The organism is Curtobacterium sp. SP.BCo (assembly GCF_051903265.1).
Taxonomy (GTDB): domain Bacteria; phylum Actinomycetota; class Actinomycetes; order Actinomycetales; family Microbacteriaceae; genus Curtobacterium.
In genome coordinates this window covers 3,539,890-3,556,415 of record NZ_CP194337.1, presented here as the reverse complement: position 1 = coordinate 3,556,415, position 16,526 = coordinate 3,539,890, and the positions used below count along the sequence as shown (strand labels likewise).

Annotated in this window: 16 protein-coding genes; 4 read left to right on the top strand and 12 right to left on the bottom strand. The window is 72.8% G+C overall.

Annotated elements, in window-relative coordinates:
• Positions 1–40: 40 nt before the first annotated feature.
• The 6 genes from ACRQ4B_RS16840 to ACRQ4B_RS16815 all read right to left on the bottom strand — a co-directional run bounded on the left by ACRQ4B_RS16840 (position 41) and on the right by ACRQ4B_RS16815 (position 5,993).
• The gene (locus tag ACRQ4B_RS16840) at positions 41–760 is read right to left on the bottom strand and encodes a response regulator transcription factor (protein WP_439692538.1); all 720 of its coding nucleotides are present in this window, start codon (positions 758–760) and stop codon (positions 41–43) included.
• A 10-nt stretch (positions 761–770) separates the two neighbouring features.
• On the bottom strand, positions 771–2,906 hold the full coding sequence (locus ACRQ4B_RS16835) for an ArnT family glycosyltransferase (RefSeq protein ID WP_439692537.1): 2,136 nt from the start codon (positions 2,904–2,906) through the stop codon (positions 771–773).
• Between the two features lie 258 nt (positions 2,907–3,164).
• Positions 3,165–3,977, bottom strand: coding sequence for a fructosamine kinase family protein (locus ACRQ4B_RS16830; protein WP_439692536.1), 813 nt, complete (start codon positions 3,975–3,977; stop codon positions 3,165–3,167).
• 34 nt (positions 3,978–4,011) lie between these two features.
• Entirely contained in the window at positions 4,012–4,602 is a 591-nt protein-coding gene (locus ACRQ4B_RS16825) for a PIN domain-containing protein (protein WP_439694428.1), read from the bottom strand.
• 31 nt (positions 4,603–4,633) lie between these two features.
• The gene (locus tag ACRQ4B_RS16820) at positions 4,634–5,071 is read right to left on the bottom strand and encodes a helix-turn-helix domain-containing protein (protein WP_439692535.1); all 438 of its coding nucleotides are present in this window, start codon (positions 5,069–5,071) and stop codon (positions 4,634–4,636) included.
• Positions 5,072–5,144: 73 nt separating this feature from the next.
• A complete protein-coding gene (locus ACRQ4B_RS16815) occupies positions 5,145–5,993 on the bottom strand; it encodes a LysR family transcriptional regulator (protein WP_439692534.1) in 849 nt (282 codons plus the stop codon).
• Between the two features lie 70 nt (positions 5,994–6,063).
• On the opposite strand from ACRQ4B_RS16815, the gene ACRQ4B_RS16810 reads away from it, so the two are divergent.
• From ACRQ4B_RS16810 to ACRQ4B_RS16800, 3 genes are read left to right on the top strand one after another with little or no spacing between them, the layout of a single operon-like run.
• A complete protein-coding gene (locus ACRQ4B_RS16810; protein WP_439692533.1) occupies positions 6,064–6,996 on the top strand; it encodes a DMT family transporter in 933 nt (310 codons plus the stop codon).
• A 59-nt stretch (positions 6,997–7,055) separates the two neighbouring features.
• Entirely contained in the window at positions 7,056–8,636 is a 1,581-nt protein-coding gene (locus ACRQ4B_RS16805) for a long-chain-fatty-acid--CoA ligase (RefSeq protein ID WP_439694427.1), read from the top strand.
• The gene (locus tag ACRQ4B_RS16800; protein WP_439692532.1) at positions 8,633–9,502 is read left to right on the top strand and encodes a UbiA family prenyltransferase; all 870 of its coding nucleotides are present in this window, start codon (positions 8,633–8,635) and stop codon (positions 9,500–9,502) included. Before ACRQ4B_RS16805 ends, ACRQ4B_RS16800 begins: the two co-directional genes overlap by 4 nt.
• A gap of 12 nt (positions 9,503–9,514) precedes the next feature.
• Here ACRQ4B_RS16800 and ACRQ4B_RS16795 read toward each other — a convergent pair whose 3' ends face one another.
• The 3 genes from ACRQ4B_RS16795 to ACRQ4B_RS16785 form a co-directional block, all read right to left on the bottom strand.
• Entirely contained in the window at positions 9,515–10,666 is a 1,152-nt protein-coding gene (locus tag ACRQ4B_RS16795; protein ID WP_439692531.1) for an FAD-dependent oxidoreductase, read from the bottom strand.
• A 108-nt stretch (positions 10,667–10,774) separates the two neighbouring features.
• A complete protein-coding gene (locus ACRQ4B_RS16790) occupies positions 10,775–11,983 on the bottom strand; it encodes an acyltransferase family protein (RefSeq protein WP_439692530.1) in 1,209 nt (402 codons plus the stop codon).
• A gap of 91 nt (positions 11,984–12,074) precedes the next feature.
• Positions 12,075–12,647, bottom strand: a complete 573-nt coding sequence (locus tag ACRQ4B_RS16785) for a TetR/AcrR family transcriptional regulator (protein ID WP_439692529.1) — start codon at positions 12,645–12,647, stop codon at positions 12,075–12,077.
• 95 nt (positions 12,648–12,742) lie between these two features.
• On the opposite strand from ACRQ4B_RS16785, the gene ACRQ4B_RS16780 reads away from it, so the two are divergent.
• Positions 12,743–13,651 carry an SDR family oxidoreductase gene (locus ACRQ4B_RS16780; protein ID WP_439692528.1) on the top strand — a complete coding sequence of 303 codons (909 nt, stop codon included), beginning with the start codon at positions 12,743–12,745 and terminating at the stop codon, positions 13,649–13,651.
• A 320-nt stretch (positions 13,652–13,971) separates the two neighbouring features.
• On the opposite strand, the gene ACRQ4B_RS16775 is transcribed toward ACRQ4B_RS16780, so the two are convergent.
• From ACRQ4B_RS16775 to ACRQ4B_RS16765, 3 genes are all read right to left on the bottom strand, one after another.
• Entirely contained in the window at positions 13,972–15,306 is a 1,335-nt protein-coding gene (locus tag ACRQ4B_RS16775; protein WP_439692527.1) for an NAD(P)/FAD-dependent oxidoreductase, read from the bottom strand.
• A 61-nt stretch (positions 15,307–15,367) separates the two neighbouring features.
• Positions 15,368–15,916, bottom strand: a complete 549-nt coding sequence (locus tag ACRQ4B_RS16770; RefSeq protein WP_439692526.1) for a dihydrofolate reductase family protein — start codon at positions 15,914–15,916, stop codon at positions 15,368–15,370.
• A gap of 16 nt (positions 15,917–15,932) precedes the next feature.
• Positions 15,933–16,499, bottom strand: a complete 567-nt coding sequence (locus ACRQ4B_RS16765) for a hypothetical protein (protein WP_439692525.1) — start codon at positions 16,497–16,499, stop codon at positions 15,933–15,935.
• Positions 16,500–16,526 lie beyond the last annotated feature (27 nt).

Here is a 16,526-nt window from a genome sequence, read left to right as displayed (position 1 = left end):
CGATCGGGCCGGGAGGCGCGGCTCGCCCCGGACGGTCGCCTCACGTCGCCGGGCGGAGGACGTACCCGGCCCCGCGGACGGTCTGCAGCATCGGCTCGCGTCCGGCGTCGAGTTTCTTCCGCAGGTACGAGACGTACATGTCGACGAGGTTGGACGAGGTGCCGAAGTCCATCCCCCACACGCCCGCGAGCAACTGCTCCCGGGACAGCACCCGGTTCGCGTTCCGGGCGAGGTGGCGCAGCAGCTCGTACTCCGTGGGGGTGAGGTCGATGGGGTCGCCGGCGCGGCTGACCGTGCGGGCGTCCTCGTCCAGGCGCAGGTCGCCGACGAGGGTCTCTGCGCCGCCGGCGGCTGCCACCCGGGCGGACGTCCGGGCGAGGATCCGGGCGCGGACGAGCAGTTCGTCGATGCCGAACGGCTTGGTCAGGTAGTCGTCGCCCCCGCCGGTGAGCCCGGCGAGGCGGTCCTCGGGGGCGTCCCGGGCGGTGAGGAACAGCACCCGGACCGCGTCCCGGGAGTCCCGCAGCCGTTCGAGGACCTCGAACCCGTCGATGTCCGGGAGCATCACGTCGAGGACGATGACGTCGGGCTGGAACTCCCGCGCCGCGAAGAGCACGTCCCGGCCGCGGTGCACGGCCCGCACGGACCAGCCGTCGCCCTCGAACGCGAGGGCGACGGCGTCCGCGAGGGCGTGCTCGTCGTCGACGACCAGCACACGGACGGGGCTGCCGTCGGTGCGCAGCAACGGGAGCGCGGGCATGTCCCGGAGCCTACTTCGGGTCGCTCAGGTCGTAGACCGTCTGCCCGCCGACCGTGGTGCTGCTGTAGTTCGCCGCGACCCACTCCTGGATCGCCGACGCCGTGGAGGAGCCGCCGCCCATCGCGCCGCCGCCCGACCCCGAGGAGATGTAGTACCCGACGTCACCGGCTGCGACCCAGGCCTGGAACTCGGCGAGCGTGGGGGCCGGGTCGCTCGACCAGCCGCCGATCGCCATCACGGCGGTGTCGGTGTCGAGCTCGAGCTGCGCGGCCGACTGGGACCCGTTGACCGCCGCCGCCCACTTCGCGTCGGATGCCTCGAGGAGCTTCTGCAGCGCGGACGAGGTCGAACCGCCCTGGCCGCCGGCGCTGCCTCCGGTGCCGCCGCCGGCGCCACCGTCGGTCCCGCTGCCGGTCGTGCCCTCGGGGGCCGCTCCGGTCGTGCCGCCGGGCGGTGTCCCGCCGGGTCCCTGCTGGGTGCCGTCCGTGGTGTCGGACCCGTCCGTCCCGGTACCGGAGGTGGTCCCACCCGGTCCTCCCGCGCCTCCCGGCATGCCGCCGCCGGTTCCACCGCCGCCCATCCCACCGGTGCTGCTGCCCGCCGGACCGACGCTCGGGATCGACCCGGAGTGCGCGACGGTCGTCGTGGCGAGGGCGTAGGCCGTGGTCCCGGTGAGCCCGAACAGGGTGCCGGCGAGGACGCCCACGGCAACCAGCTTGCGGAGCGTCGGCACGCTGCCGACGACGATCGCAGCAGCGGACAGCAGCCCGCCGGCGAGCACCACCCAGCGGAGCCAGGGCAGCCACGTCGGGTCCTCGTTGAGCAGGCACCAGCCCCAGAACGCGGTGACGCCGGTCATCGCGGCGAGGCCGAGGCGTCCGAGGAACCGCTCGCGGGCGTGCCACAGGAGGGCGCCGCCCGTGCCGACGAGCCCGGCGATCGCCGGCACGAGCGCGACCGTGTAGTACGGGTGGATCGTCCCGGACATGTACGAGAACACGAGCCCGGTGACGATCAGCCAACCGCCCCAGAGGACCAGCCCGGCCCGGGCGGGGTCGGCGAGGTGGCGGCGACCCACGACGACCAGACCCAGCACGAGCGCCAGGAGCGCCGCGGGCAGGAGCCACGAGATCTCCAGGCCCATCTCGGACGAGAACAGCCGGTTCAACCCGGTGGACCCGCCGAACGACGAGCCCGCGGTGCCGCCGGTCATCCCGCCGCCTCCGCCGCCGTTGCCCGAGCCGCCGAAGATGCGCCCGAGGCCGTTGTAGCCGAACACCAGGTCGAGCACGGTGTTGTTCGTCGAGCCGCCGATGTACGGGCGGGCATCCGCGGGCCAGATCGCCACGGCGACGACCCACCAGCCGGCCGCGACCACCAGGGAACCTGCCGCGATCAGGAGCCCGACGACGCGCCGGCCCCACGTGGTGCGGGCAGCGAAGAGGTACACGAGACCGAAGGCCGGCAGGACGAGCAGCCCCTGCAGCATCTTGGTCAGGAACGCGAACCCGAGGGCGACGCCGGCGAGCGCGATCCACTTCCAGCTGCCCCCCGGGAGCGCCCGCACCGTGCAGTACGCGCCGGCGGTCATCAGCAGGACGAGCAGGGCGTCCGGGTTGTCGAACCGGAACATCAGCGCGGCCGCCGGGGTGGCGGCGACGACGAAGCCCGCGAGCAGCGCACCGACGTTCGCGGTGGTGCTGCCCAGCCGGGTGAGCGTCCGGCGGACCGTGCCCCAGACCAGCGCGACCGAACCGACGGCCGACAGCGCCTGGGGGAGCAGCAGGCTGAAGCTCGAGAAGCCCAACAGTCGGGCGGACAGCACCATCACCCACAGCGAGGCCGGTGGTTTGTCGACGGTGATGAAGTTCGACGAGTCGAGCGAGCCGAAGAAGAACGCCTCCCACGACTTCGTGCCGGCCTGCACGGCCGCGGCGTAGAAGCTGTTGGCGTACCCGGAGGCGCTGAGGTCCCAGAGGTACACCACGGCGGTCACGACGAGGAGCGCCCAGAACGCCGGGCGGAGCCAGCGGGCGTCCTCGCGCTCGCCGAGGAACAGTCGCGTGAGGGGCGTGCGACGCCGGTCCCGCGCGGCACTGTGCGCGCGGTCGCGTCGGTCGGTCACGGGGATCGGGTACGTGGTCATGGCAGTGAGGATTCCGGGCGATCCCCGAACGACCCGATGCTCCGGCTTGGCGGTTCCTAAGACCCGCTCACGCGGGCTCCGCCCCTCGCACGGTGCGACGGCCAGCCGCGGCGCGGGGGTGCACGGCCGCAGGGTGCGAGGTTCCGTGCACCGTGGGACGGCACGCGGCTCGCGCACTGCGCGGGACCTCGCACCGTGGCGGGCGCGCCTCGCACGGTGCGACGCCACCCTGGCGGGCGGCCCTCGCACGGTGCGATGTCAGGCGTAGCGCCGTGCGGCTCGCAGGGCAGCCCCGGTGTACGAGCCGCCGAACAGGAACACGTGCAGCAGCAGCGGCGCGAGCTGGTGCAGCTCGACGCGGTCCTGCCAGCCGTCCGCCAGGCGTGACTCGGAGTCGTAGGCGTCGATGACCGTCTCGAGCCGGGGGAGTCCGAAGAGTGCCAGGAGCGCGAGGTCCGTCTCGCCGTGCCCGCCGTGCGGGTTCGCGTCGATGAGCACCGCTCCGGTCGGTTCGTCGTGGTCGCTCGGCCACAGCACGTTGCCCGCCCACAGGTCGCCGTGCAGCCGTGCCGGCCGGTCTCCGACGAGCGCGGGCTGGGGTGCGCCGAGCGTGCCGTCCTGCACCCGGTCGGCGACACGGTCGAACAGTGCGGCCTCGGTCCGGTCGAACCCGCCGGTGTCGACGATCCGGCGGACGAAGTCGCGGATGCGGTACTCGGCGAAGAACTCGCCCCACGTCGACGGGGCGTCGTCGGCGGTGACGAACGGCGTGCCGGACCGGCCCATCCGGAGCGGACCGTCCGACGGGAAGCCCGGGGCGGGCGTCCCCCAGCCGTCCGCGCCGGCGGCGTGGGTGTGCGCGAGCGACCGGCCGAACCGCTCCGCCTGCGCCGCGGTCGGCGTGCCGTCGTCGATCAGCTCGAGGTCGAGCACGGTGGGCGACGGGCGTCCGAGGACTCGGGCGATCCTGGTGCCCCCGGTCTCCTCGGCCGCGGCCAACCAGGCCAGACCGGCTGCCTCGGCGGCGGCTTCGTGCGGGTCGGTGAAGGTCTTCACGTGCGTCTCGGCCATCGCCCCATCCTGCCGATCGTCCCTCCGCGCAGCGTCAGACCACCCGCAGGTGCTCCGCCCGACCCGTGAGCACCCGCAGGTGCAGCTCGACACGGCGCGCGAACTGCGGGCAGTCGGCGTCAAGGAGCGCGGTCACGAGACTCCGGCGTGACCCGGCCGGCCGATCGGCCCAGTACCGCGCCTGCTGGCGGACGACGTCGCGGACCGCGGCAGGAGCAGAGTCGTCGACGAGTACGAAGAAGTCGTCGCACCGGTGGACCTCGTAGTGCGCGGCGTCATCGGACGTGAGTCCGTGGTCCTGCGTCAGCAGGACGTGCGCCCGGCACGCCACGGCGGCGGCGTGGACGTGCCGATCGTCCGGGTCGGAGCCCCGGTAGGGCACCGTCGCGTCGAAGTCCTCGACGAGTTCGTCGATGGCACCGAGCACCGCCGCACGCAGTCGCGTCACCGCACCGCCCGGGAGTTCTGGATGTCGGCGGCGCAGCGTGCGCACCGTCTCGGCGAGGACGTCCTCCGTCGTGTGCAGCTGGAACATCCCGTCGGTGCGGAGCCGCAGCAGACAGATCCAGTCACGCAGCGTCCGACTGCAGAGAACGTTGGCGTCGACGAAGACCCGCTGCAGCATCACATTTCACACGATACTGCGGAGGTGGTGCTCAGTCGAACGCTTCGCCGGCTTCGAGGACCGCTCGGGCGGAGTCCTGCCGGGTCTGCTGCCGCGCGGCCCGGAGGAGCAGGACGTCTTCGCGGCGCAGGCGGTGGTGTGTCCCGACGGTGCGTGCTGCGATCTCGCCGCGACGGATGAGCTTCATCAGGGTGGGACGTGACACCCCGATGACGTCGGCCGCCACCGTCGTGGTCATCTCGTCCGGCAGGACGGTCGTCGAGACTCCTGCGCCGGACGCCATGCTGTCGAGCAGGTCTGCGAGGAACGTGCTCAGCCGTTCCGGGAGCGCTGTCGTCATCCCGTCATCGAGCTCCACGGTGACGCCGACGATCCGGCGGTCTCCCGTCGTGCGGACCAGCTCGGCTGCCTCGGTCCGGGCGAGTTCGTCGGCCGGGACGTCGGCGACAGTGACGGCGTTGCTGCGCATGTGGAGCCTCCTGCCTTCGGTGTCGGGTACCCCACGGTACTGGGGTTGCACTTGCAACTGCAACCCTGTCGGCTCAGACCGCGTCGACCAGCGCCCGCGCCAACGGGTGCCACTCCCGCGACACCGGCCCGCTCAGCACGAGCGTGCGTGAGAGTCGCCGCGCCATCGGCACCATCACGAGGTCCGGCGGCAGCATCCCACGCCCGAGCGTCGGCACGATCGAGACCCCTTCGCCGCGTTCGATCATCCCGAACATCGTGCTCATCTCCCGCACCCGGTGCGCCCAGCGGAACGGCTGCCCTTCGAGCTCGTGCAACCGTTGGATCTGGCGTTCGCAGCCACCGCCTCCGGCGACGAGCCCGTCCTCGTGCAGGTCGTCGAGCGTCAGTGCGGGCAGGTCGGCGAGCGGGTGGTCACGCCGGACGACCGCTGCCATCTCGTCCTGCGCGACGACGACCCCGCCGTCCGGCACCGGCGAGGGATCGACCAGGACCGCCGCGTCGACCGTCCCGGCCTCGAGCCACTCGGGCATCTCGTCGTCGTCGCCCTCGTAGACCTGCACGTCGACGTCCGGCAGGGTGACCGCCCAGAGTTCGCGGAGCCGCGGCAGCAGGCCCTGGCAGACGGTGGGGACGGCGGCGAGCCGCACGGTGCCGCGCGCCGTGGCGGGCCGGACCACTGCCTCCAGGGCGTCGACGGAGGCGAGCACGCTGCGGGCGTGCGCCAACAGGCGTTCGCCCAGCGGTGTGGGGACGGTGGCCGCTCCGCGGCGCACGACGGAGCCGCCGACCTCGCGCTCGAACCCGGCGACGGCGTGCGAGACGGCGGACTGTCCGACGCCGAGCTGTGCGGCGGCGGTCGTGAACGAGCCGGCGTCGACGATCGCGACGAACGCGCGGAGCTGGGGCACCGAGACGGTCATGCGTTGTCCTCATCCGATCATGAGCCGCATGCGTTTGCCGCATGCGCTGGAGATGTCGACACTAGGCCACATGAACGTCGTCCTCTACCTCCTGGTGGCCCTGACCTGGGGCTCGAGCTTCCTGTTCGCGAAGATCGGGCTCGACGGCCTCGCTCCGCAGCAGGTCGCCACGGTGCGGACCGTCCTCGGGGCGCTGACGCTCGTCGCCGTGCTGCTCCTGACACGCCGTCGCTGGCCGCGCGAGCCCCGGGTGTGGGCGCACCTGCTCGTCGTGTCGGTGTTCCTCAACGCCGTGCCGTCCTCCCTGATGGCGTGGGCGGAGCAGACGGTGCCGTCCGGGCTCGCGAGCATCTACAACGCGACGACGCCGATCATGACGATGGCGGCGCTCGCCGTCCTGGTGCCGTCCGAGCGGCTGCGCGGACGACAGGTCGTCGGGATCGTGCTCGGCATCGTGGGCGTGCTCGTGCTGGTCGGCCCGTGGGACGTCCTCGGCGACCCCGCGGTGCTCGCCAGCGTCCCCGGTCAGGTCGCACTGCTCGGGATGACCGCCTGCTACGGCGTCGGACTCGCCTACCTGCGCCGGGTGGCGGTCGCGAGCGGCTCCGACCCGGTCACGATCGCGACGGTGCAGCTCACGCTGGCGTCCGGGCTGCTCCTGCTCGTCGCGCCCGTCATCGCCACCGGCCCGGTGCAGCTGGACTGGAGGATCGTGGGCGCGATGCTCGCCCTGGGTTGCATCGGCACGGGGTTGGCCTACGCCTGGAACACGCGGCTGGTCCAGGCATGGGGCGCGGGGCGCGCGTCGACGGTCACCTACCTGACGCCCGTCGTCGGCGTGGTGCTCGGCGTGCTGGTGCTCGGCGAACACGTGCGGTGGAACGAACCGGTCGGCGGCCTCGTCGTCCTGCTCGGGATCGCGCTCGCGTCCGGGGTCATCGGTCGCCGACGTGCGGCCGCGGCGGCACCGGATCCCGTACTGGGGACAGTCCGTCACGGCTGACGGAGAGGGCGGCGTCCTAGGATCGCGACATGTACTCGTCAACGGAGACGGAGACCGGCATGTCGTCCACCCAGCACCCCAGCACCACCCGACGGACGCACGCCACCGCCTCCGTCGCGGCGATCCTCGCCGAGTCCGCCGCGCGGTACCCGGACGACGTCGCCGTGATCGTCGGGGACCGCCGCACCACCTACGCCGAACTCTGGTCGCAGACGCTCGCGTACGCCGGGGCCCTGCGCGCACGCGGGGTGACGGAGGGCGCACGGGTCGCGATGCTCGTCCCGAACGTCGAGGACTTCCCCCGGGTCTACTACGCCACCCTGGCGCTCGGCGCGGTCGCCGTCCCGGTGCACGCCCTGCTGAAGCGCCGCGAGATCGAGTACGTCCTGCGCGACAGCGGGGCGACCCTGCTCGTCTGCGCCGCGCCGCTGCTGGCCGAGGGGGCGGCGGGCGCCGACCTCGCGGACGTCGACGTCGTGACCGTCCTGGCGCCGGAGGGGTCGGAGACCGGCCGCGACCGGCTCGAGGACCTCGCGCAGCGGGCCGAACCGCTCCGGACGTACGAGCCGCGCGACCCGTTCGACACCGCGACGATCCTGTACACGAGCGGCACCACCGGCCAGCCCAAGGGTGCGGAGGGCTCGCACTTCGCACTGCTCGAGCAGGTCAACACGAACCTGATGACGACGTTCGACATGCACCGCGGGGACGTCCTCCTCGGCGCCCTGCCGCTGTTCCACACGTTCGGGCAGACGTGCACGATGAACACCGGCTTCCGGATCGGCGCGACGATCGTCATGCTGCCGAAGTTCGACGGGGACGCTGCGCTCGCCGCGATGGTCGAGCACGGGTGCGAGGTCTTCATGGGCGTCCCGACGATGTACATGGCCCTCCTCGACGCCGCTTCCCGCTCCGACGCACGGCCGACGCTGCGCTACGCGATCTCCGGCGGCGCCTCCCTGCCCCTCGCCGTCCTCGAACGGTTCCAGGACGTCTTCGACGCGCCCATCCACGAGGGGTACGGGCTCACCGAGACCTCGCCGGTCGCGTCGTTCAACCACGTCGGACGGCCGCCGCGCCCCGGCACGATCGGCACGCCGGTGTGGGGCGTCGAGGTCGAGATCGCCGACCCGGAGCAGCAGGACACCATCGTGATGCTCCCGCACGGCGAGATCGGCGAGCTCGTCATCCGCGGACACAACCTGATGAACGGGTACCTCGACCGTCCGGAGGACACCGCGGCGGCGATCGTCGACGGCTGGTTCCGCACCGGTGACCTCGGCACGAAGGACGACGACGGCTACCTGACGATCGTCGACCGCACGAAGGACATGATCATCCGCAACGGGTACAACGTGTACCCGCGCCAGGTCGAGGAGGTCCTCGCGGCGCACCCGGACGTCGCGATGGCCGCGGTCTTCGGGGTGCCGCACGAGGTGCACGGCCAGGAGATCGAGGCCGCCGTGGTGCTCCGCGCCGGCGCGACCGTCACCCCGCAGGAGCTGATCGACTTCGTCGCGGCGGAGATCGCGGCCTACAAGTTCCCGCGGGCGGTGCACGTGCTCGACGCACTGCCGCTGGGGCCGAGCGGCAAGGTGCTCAAGCGTGAGCTCGTCGACCGGTTCAGCGTGCCCGTGTGACCTCCCCACGACGACGTTCGACCGCCGGCCTGCTGTTCGCGTCGTCGCACCCCGGCCCGACGGTGACGGTGACGGTGCTCGCCGCGGTGATCGCGTCCGCCGTCGGGCACCCCGTCTGGCTGGTCGTCCTGGTGGCGCTCACGGTGGTCGCCGGGCAGCTCTCGATCGGCCTCGCGAACGACTGGATCGACGCCGACCGCGACCGTGCGGTCGGACGATCGGACAAGCCGGTGGCGCAGGGTCTGATCGCGGTCACCACCGTGCGGAACGCCGCGTTCGGCACCGCTGCCGCTGCGGTCGTCCTGTCGGTGTTCCTCGGCCCGGTGGCCGCCGTGGCGCACCTCGTCCTCGTCGCCGCCGGCTGGGTGTACGACGCCGGGCTGAAGCGCACGGTGTGGTCCGTCGTGCCGTTCGTCGTCGCGTTCGGCCTCCTGCCGGTCGTCGCCGTCGCCGCGGGTCCCGAGGGGCAGTGGCCTGCCTGGTGGGCGATCGCGACGGGAGCGGTGTTCGGCGTCGCGATCCACTGCACGAACGTCCTGCCCGACCTGGTCGACGACGCTGCGACGGGAGTCCGGGGGTTCCCGCACCGGCTCGGGCTCCGTGGCGCCGGGGTCGTGGCGTTCGGTGCGCTGGTGGTCGCGGCGCTGCTCGTCCTCGGTGGTCAGGTGCTCGGGGACGCCCCGGTCCGCGGCGTCGGCGTGGTGCTCGCGATCCTCGGGACGGTCGTGGTCGTCGTCCTGGCGGCGGCGGGCATCCGGCTCGTGCTGCTGGGTGTGGCGTCACGCACGCTGTTCCGGCTGGTCATCGCGTCGTCGCTCGTGCTGGTCGTCGAGCTCGGTCTCGCCGGCGCGCGGCTGGTGGGCTGAACCGGGATCCCGTCAGGCCCAGCGCATCGCGTAGACGCCGGCGAGGGCGTCCGCGGTCGGGAGGGCCAGGACCGTCCGGAGCAGCGCCTCCCGTCCGAACGCGCTCACCGGGCCCAGCGGACGGCCGAGCGCCATGTTCAGCTCCGCCTGCCGCGCTGCACGGCGGGCGATCGCCTGCCGCCGGCGGGCGTACCCCGGCCACGGCCCGGCGGAGCCCGAGCCGACCGCCCCGGCGAGCAGCGGTGCGAGTTCGGCGGCGTCCGCCCAGCCGAGGTTCATGCCCTGTCCGCCGATCGGGCTGATCTCGTGCGCGGCATCGCCGATGAGCACCACCCGGCCGACGCCGACGCGGACCGCGGCCCGTCGCCGGACGCGGAAGTCGCTGGTCATCGTGCAGGTCGACGGTTCCGGCGAGGCGCCCGTGCGGTCCGACACGATCGCGGCGAGGCGCGTCGCGTCGACGGCGGCCCCGTCGCGGACCAGGACGACGTACCGGCGCCGATCGCCGGGGAGCGGGAACGACTCCACCACACCCGACGGGCCGACGTCGACGATCGCTGCGGAGCGGGCCCCCGGCCCCTCGGCGTCCGCGAAGTCGCCCATCACGTAGCGGTCCGGGTAGTCCCGGCCGGTGGTGCCGATGCCGAGCAGGTCACGGGTGACGCTCCGACCGCCGTCCGCCCCGACGACGAACGACGCCCGGACCGACACGGGGGAGCCGTCCGGTCCGGCACCGGAGGCGTCGACGTGGTCCCGGTGCCGGTCGAGTGCGGTGAGCGACGTGCCGACGCGCAGCGCGGTGGGCGCCAGCGCGGCGAGGCGCTCGCGCAGGAGGGCCTCGGTGCGGTGCTGGTCGAGGGTCACGACGTAGGGGTGGGTGGCCGAGGCCCGGTCGAAGGACAGCGTCCCGAGGGTCCGACCACGGCTCCGCGCCACACCGCGACGGACCCGGGTGGCCTCGGCGAGCACCGGGTCGTCCAGGCCGATCGCGGCGAAGGCGTCGAGCGAGGGCGGGTGGATGCCGATCGCCCGGGACCCGCTCGGCTCGGTGGTGCGTCGTTCCCACACGGCGACCTCGAGGCCGCGCGCGGCGAGGAGTGCCGCTGCGAAGAGGCCGACGGGGCCGCCGCCGACGACGAGGACGTCGACGCGTTCCGTGGTCACGGTGCGAGCCTACGGAGGTCGGCCGGCGCGGCCGCCCAGCCGGCCCCGTACCGGACGGGAGGCGCGTGACGACGCCGCCCCGTGCCTCCCGTCCGTCAGGTGGTCACGTCAGCCGGCGGCGTCCGCCGTGCCACGAACCGACCGGTCCGCCGCCACCAGGCGGCGTGCCTCGCGGAAGCGCTTCCGGGCCTTCTCGACCGGCACCTCCACCGCGTAGGCCGCACCGACGGCGACGAGCAGCGCTGCGCCGACGAGCCACACCTTGCCCCAGGCGCCGATCGCGAACGTCCCGAGCAGGGCGATCACCAGGGGGTGCCAGAGGTACGCCGAGTACGACACCCGCCGACCGAACCAGGACATCGGCGTCCACGCCAGCGCGACCGAGACGGGCGACCGGACGGAGACCAGGCCGCCGATGAGCAGCGCCGAGATGAGCCCGGTGACCGGCAGCACGACGCCGAACGACCACCCGTGCTGCGTCCAGTCGTCGTCGATCCAGAACTGCACGCCCGCGAGCAGGGCGATGCCCACCCAGGTGCCGACGTGTCCGGCGATCCCGGCGGCCCAGGTCCGCACCCGTTCGTCGTCGAGGAGCAGCGCGAGCAGGCAGCCGGTGGCGAGCGGGACGACCCCGAGCACCGGGGAGAAGTACACGTCCGGCGTCGCACCGCTGTTCGGGGTGCGGTAGCTCAGCCACGACGCCGCGGCCGCACCGACGATGACGACGCCGAGCCCGACCATCAGCCAGTGCCGACGGGCCCGGAGTGCGAACAGCAGCACGAGGACCGGGGGCCAGACGAGGTAGAACTGCTCCTCCATCGACAGGCTCCACGTGTGTGCGAACACGCCCTGCGTGGTGTCCCAGAACGACCGGAACAGGTTGCCGGTGTAGCTCAGGGCGATGAAGGCCGCCTCGCCGGGGGAGAACGAGGCGCCCTTGTAGTCGCCGACCCAGTTCCAGAGCGCCAGGCCGACGATGACCAGGGCGAGGAGCGCGGGGTAGAGCCGCAGCAGTCGCTTCGTCCAGAACGATCCGAGTCGGATGCGTCCGGTGCGCCGACGCTCACCGAGCAGCAGCGTCGAGATGAGGAAGCCGGACAGGACGAAGAACACCGTGACGCCGATGAAGCCGCCCTCGAACTGCGGCACGTGCAGGTGGTAGAGGATCACGATGAGGATCGCCACCGTACGGAGGCCGTCCAGGGCCGGGGCACGGTGGGTCAGCGGCGGCGGCGGTGTCGCACGGGTGCGGCTGCCGTCGGTCGCCGGGACGGTGGTGGTGCTGATCCGCTCCGGTGAGAGCGTGGTGGTCGCCACGGACGCCTCCTGCGAGCTCGGGGTGGACGGTCACGGGCACGGGTGTCGTGACCGGATCGTTACATGATGCTCGCGGAAGGTAAGAGCCGTCTCAACGACCGGGGTGCACCAGGCTCGTCAGGGCGTCCAAGCGTTCGTGGGCGATCTCGGTGAACGGACGGTCCTCGTCGTCGGCGATCCACTGCGCGAACGACAGGTGGAAGACGGTGACGGCGGTCTCGGCGGCCATCGTCGCGCCCGGGTCCGAGACTCCGCGGTCCCGCAGGACCTCGCCCAGCCGGATCTTCAGGGTCGCGAGCTTGCCGAGCTCGCGTTCGCCGAGCGCCGGGTTGCCGTCGATGATGCTCTGCCGTGCGCGTGACCACGGGCGGCGCTCCTCCGGGAAGAACCCGCCGGCGGCGTCGAGTGCGAGCCGGATGAGGTCGAACGGCGCCGTGTCCGCGGGGGCGGCCTCGATGGGGCCGGTGAACATGCCGAGGAAGTCGTCCTGCCCGGCGAACAGCACCTCGCGCTTGTCGGCGAAGTGCCGGAAGAAGGTCCGCTCGGTGACCTCGGCGGCGGCGGCGATGCCCGCGACGGTCGTCTGGTCGTAGCCCTGCTCCGCGAAGAGCTGGAGGGCGGTCGCCTGCAGTCGCTCACGGGTTCCGGGTTGCCATCGGGCCATGTCCGCAGTCTACTGATGACAGTGGCTGACATCGAGTGCTACGGTGATGTCAGTTCATGACATCACCGCCGTGGACACCTGTGAAGGGAAAGCTCATGCACGTGTTCGTCACCGGGGCCTCCGGCTGGATCGGCTCCCACACCGTCGACGACCTCCTCGCCGCCGGTCACACCGTCACCGGTCTCGCCCGTTCCGACGCCTCCGCCGCGTCGCTCGAGGCGAAGGGCGTCACCGTCCTCCGCGGCGACCTGGACGACCTCGACGCCATCCGTCGCGGCGCCGGCGAGGCCGAGGGCGTGCTGCACCTCGCCAACAAGCACGACTGGGCGAACCCCGCGGCGACGAACGCCAGCGAGCGCGCCGCCGTGGAGACCATCGGCGAGGCGCTCGTCGGCACCGATCGGCCCTTCGTCGTCGCGTCCGGTGTCGCCGGTCTCGCGCAGGGCCGCCCCTCGACCGAGGCGGACCCGAACCCGTTCGTCGGCCCGGAGAGCATGCGCGGCGGCAGCGAGAACCGCGGCTTCGACTTCGTCGACCAGGGCGTCCGCACGATCGCAGCCCGGTTCAGCCCCACCACCCACGGCACGGGCGACCACGGCTTCATCGCCGCGATCGTCGGCGCCGCCCAGCGCACCGGGGTCTCGGGCTACATCGGCGACGGCTCGAACCACTGGGCCGCCGTGCACGTCACCGACGCCGCACGACTCGTCCGGCTCGGCCTCGAGCAGGCACCGGCCGGCACGAAGCTGCACGCCGTCGCCGAGACCGCGATCCCGACCCGGGCGATCGCGGAGGCCATCGGCGAGGCGCTCGGCCTGCCCGTCACGGCCGTCGACCCCACGGACGCGGAGTCCCACTTCGGGTTCATCGGACGGTTCTTCGGCATGGAGATGTCCGCCAGCTCGGACGAGACGCGGAAGCTCCTCGGCTGGGAGCCGACCGGCCCCGGCCTGCTCGAGGACATCGCCGCGGGGGCGTACTCGGCGGTCACCGCGCAGCGCTGACCCCGAACGACAGGACCGACGTCGTACGACGTCGGTCCTGTCGTCCGGTGCACGCGCGGCCTGTCGCGCGCCGTGAGGAGCGACGAAGTCGCTGTCGTCCGACGTCGACGGTGTCGTTCCGAGTCCGTCCCCTCGCCCGGCGCGCCCACCCCGGGCCGGCCGGCGCGGGACAACCCCGCCCCGCGCCTCCCGGCCGACGTCGGGCCGCACCACCCCGCATGGTGAGCAGAAATGGTCGGGTCCCGTTCCGAGACCCGACCATTCCTGCTCACGAAGCGCGCGCGCCCGCGCCCGCCTGCCCGCGCGCCCGCGCGGCGCCGCTACTCCGCCTTCTGCATCTGCCACGGCTCGGGCTCGCGGTCGCCGTTCGGCCGCACGGGCCGGACGTCGCCGACGATCGGGATCGCCCGCTTCCGCATGAACCACAGGTACCGCACGAAGAAGTGCGACAGCGTCGACAGCCGGTTGCCGTTGCCGAGCAGCGAGGCGATGTGCACGACCACCCACGCGGCCCACGCGACCGGCCCGACCATCGTGATGCCGCCACGGAGCTGGGCGACGGCGGCGTTCGTGCCGATGGTCGCCATCGTGCCCTTGTCGAAGTACTTGAAGTGCTCGGTCGGCTTGCCCTCGAGCAGCCGCACGATCTGCCGCGCCGAGTGCCGACCGCCCTGCAGCGCCGGCTGGGCGAGCTGGGCGAGGGCGTCGTCCTGGGCGGCGATGTCCCCGGCGGAGAAGATCCGCTCGACGCCCTTCACGCTGAGGTCGTCGTTCACCTGGATGCGTCCGCCGTGGGTCTGCGGCATGCCCCAGCCGGAGACCTCCTTGTGCGCGGCCACACCGGTCGCCCAGATGACCTGCGACGCCGGGATGAACTCGCCGGAGGCCGTCACCACGCCGTCGGGCCGCACCTCGGACACCCCGGTGTTCAGCCGCAGCACGACGCCACGCTTGCGGAGGATCTTCGCCGCGTACCGGCGCAGCCGCGGCGCGAACGGCTTGAGGAGCTCGGCCCCGCGGTGCACGAGCGTGATCGAGATGCCGCCCCGTTCGATCTCCGGGTACGCGCCGACGAGGGCCTGGTCGCGGAGTTCGGCGAGCGAGCCGGCCATCTCCACGCCGGTCGCACCGCCGCCCACGATGACGATCTTGATCTCGTCGGGGCCCTGGTTCGCGGCCGCTTCCTCCAGCCGGGTGAACAGCTCGTCGCGGATCCGCAGGGCCTGCGAGCGGGAGTACATCGAGTACGCGTACTCGTAGGCGCCGGGGGTGCCGAAGTAGCTCGTGTTCACCCCGTTCGCCAGGATCAGGTAGTCGTACGACAGGTGCTCGCCGTCGGACATCTCGGCGATGCGCTCCTCGGGGCGGATGCCGGTGAGCAGCCCGTGCCGGAACTCGGCGTTGCTCTGCTTGGCGCGGAGGCTCCGCAGGAAGTAGGTCACGTCGCCGGCGTTCAGTCCGCCGGTCGCCACCTGGTACATCAGGGGCTGGAACATGTTGTAGACGTGGCGGTCGACCAGGGTCACCCGCACCGGCGCGTCGGCGAGTTCGCGCATGGCTGCGACACCGGCGAATCCACCGCCGACGATGACGACGTGCGGGCGGGTGTCCTGGGGCATGCTGAATCCGGCTTCCTCGGGTGGTGCGATGGTCACCCCCGAGGGTACGCGCGGTTCCGCACGCTGTTCGACCGCCTGGAGGGACGGCTGCCGTCCGTCAGTCGGCTCGCCGCGCGTACGTGTTCAGGACGTTGCCCTTGCTCGTCACGGTGCTGTCGACCAGCCGCAGGCGCGTGGCCGGGTCGGTCGGCTCGAAGAGCCGACGTCCGGCACCGGCGATCGCCGGGTGGACCATGAGCTGCAGTTCGTCGAGGACCCCGGCGAACAGCAGGCTGCGGACGAGCGTGATGCTGCCGCACACCGCGATGTCGGCTCCGTCCTGCTCCTTCAGCTCCCGGACGAACGCGGGGACGTCACCGGCGATGCGGGTGCTGTGCTCCCACGCCAGGTCGTCGTCGAGGGTGGTCGAGGCCACGTGCTTCTCGATCGGGTTGATCCACTGGCCGAACGGGTCGTCCGGGTGCGCCGGCCACCACTCCGCCCACTCGAGGTAGCTCGTCTTCCCGAGCAGGACGGTGTCGGTCCGGGCCATGAACGCGCCCATGGCTGCCCCGAGCTCGTCGTCGAACGAGTCGTACTGGAACGTGTAAGGGTCCTGCACGACGCCGTCGACCGACGTGAACAGTCCTGCGGTGACCTTGCGCATGCCCGGAGCGTAGCGCTCAGCTGTTCGACGAGGAACCGCTCGAGTCCGAACCGCTGGTGCTGCTGCCGGTTCCGGTGCCCGTTCCGGTGCCGGTCCCGCTGCCGGTCCCGCTGCCGGTCCCGCTGCCGGGCAGCTGCCCGGTGCCGCCCTGCGTGCCGTTGCCCGGGAACTGGTTCGTCCCGCCGTTCGTGCCGGGGATCCGGGTGGTCGACTGGCTCGTGCCGCCCCCGATCGCGTGCCCGACGGCGAACCCGACGCCGCCGCCGACCAGGAGCGCCGCGAGCCCGACGGCCACGGCCACGATCGGCCAGAACCAGGGCGGCTTCGGGCCGCGCCGCTGCTCCGGCCCGGCCGCGGAGCCGTACCAGTGTGTGGGGCCGTACGGGGACGCCGACGCGGGCGGCTGCTGTGCTGCGTACGGGCCGGACGGTCCGGCGGCGGGCGCGTCGAGCGTCGCGGTCGAGGTCGGCGTGGGAGCCGCTCCCCAGCCGGCCGGGCTGCTCGGGTACGTCGTCGTGGGCTGCTCGGCCGCCTGCGGTGCATCGGGGCGCCCGGTGGGGTTCGTGGGGGTGGTGTCGCTCATGGGGACGAGTGCACACCGCGTGCCTGT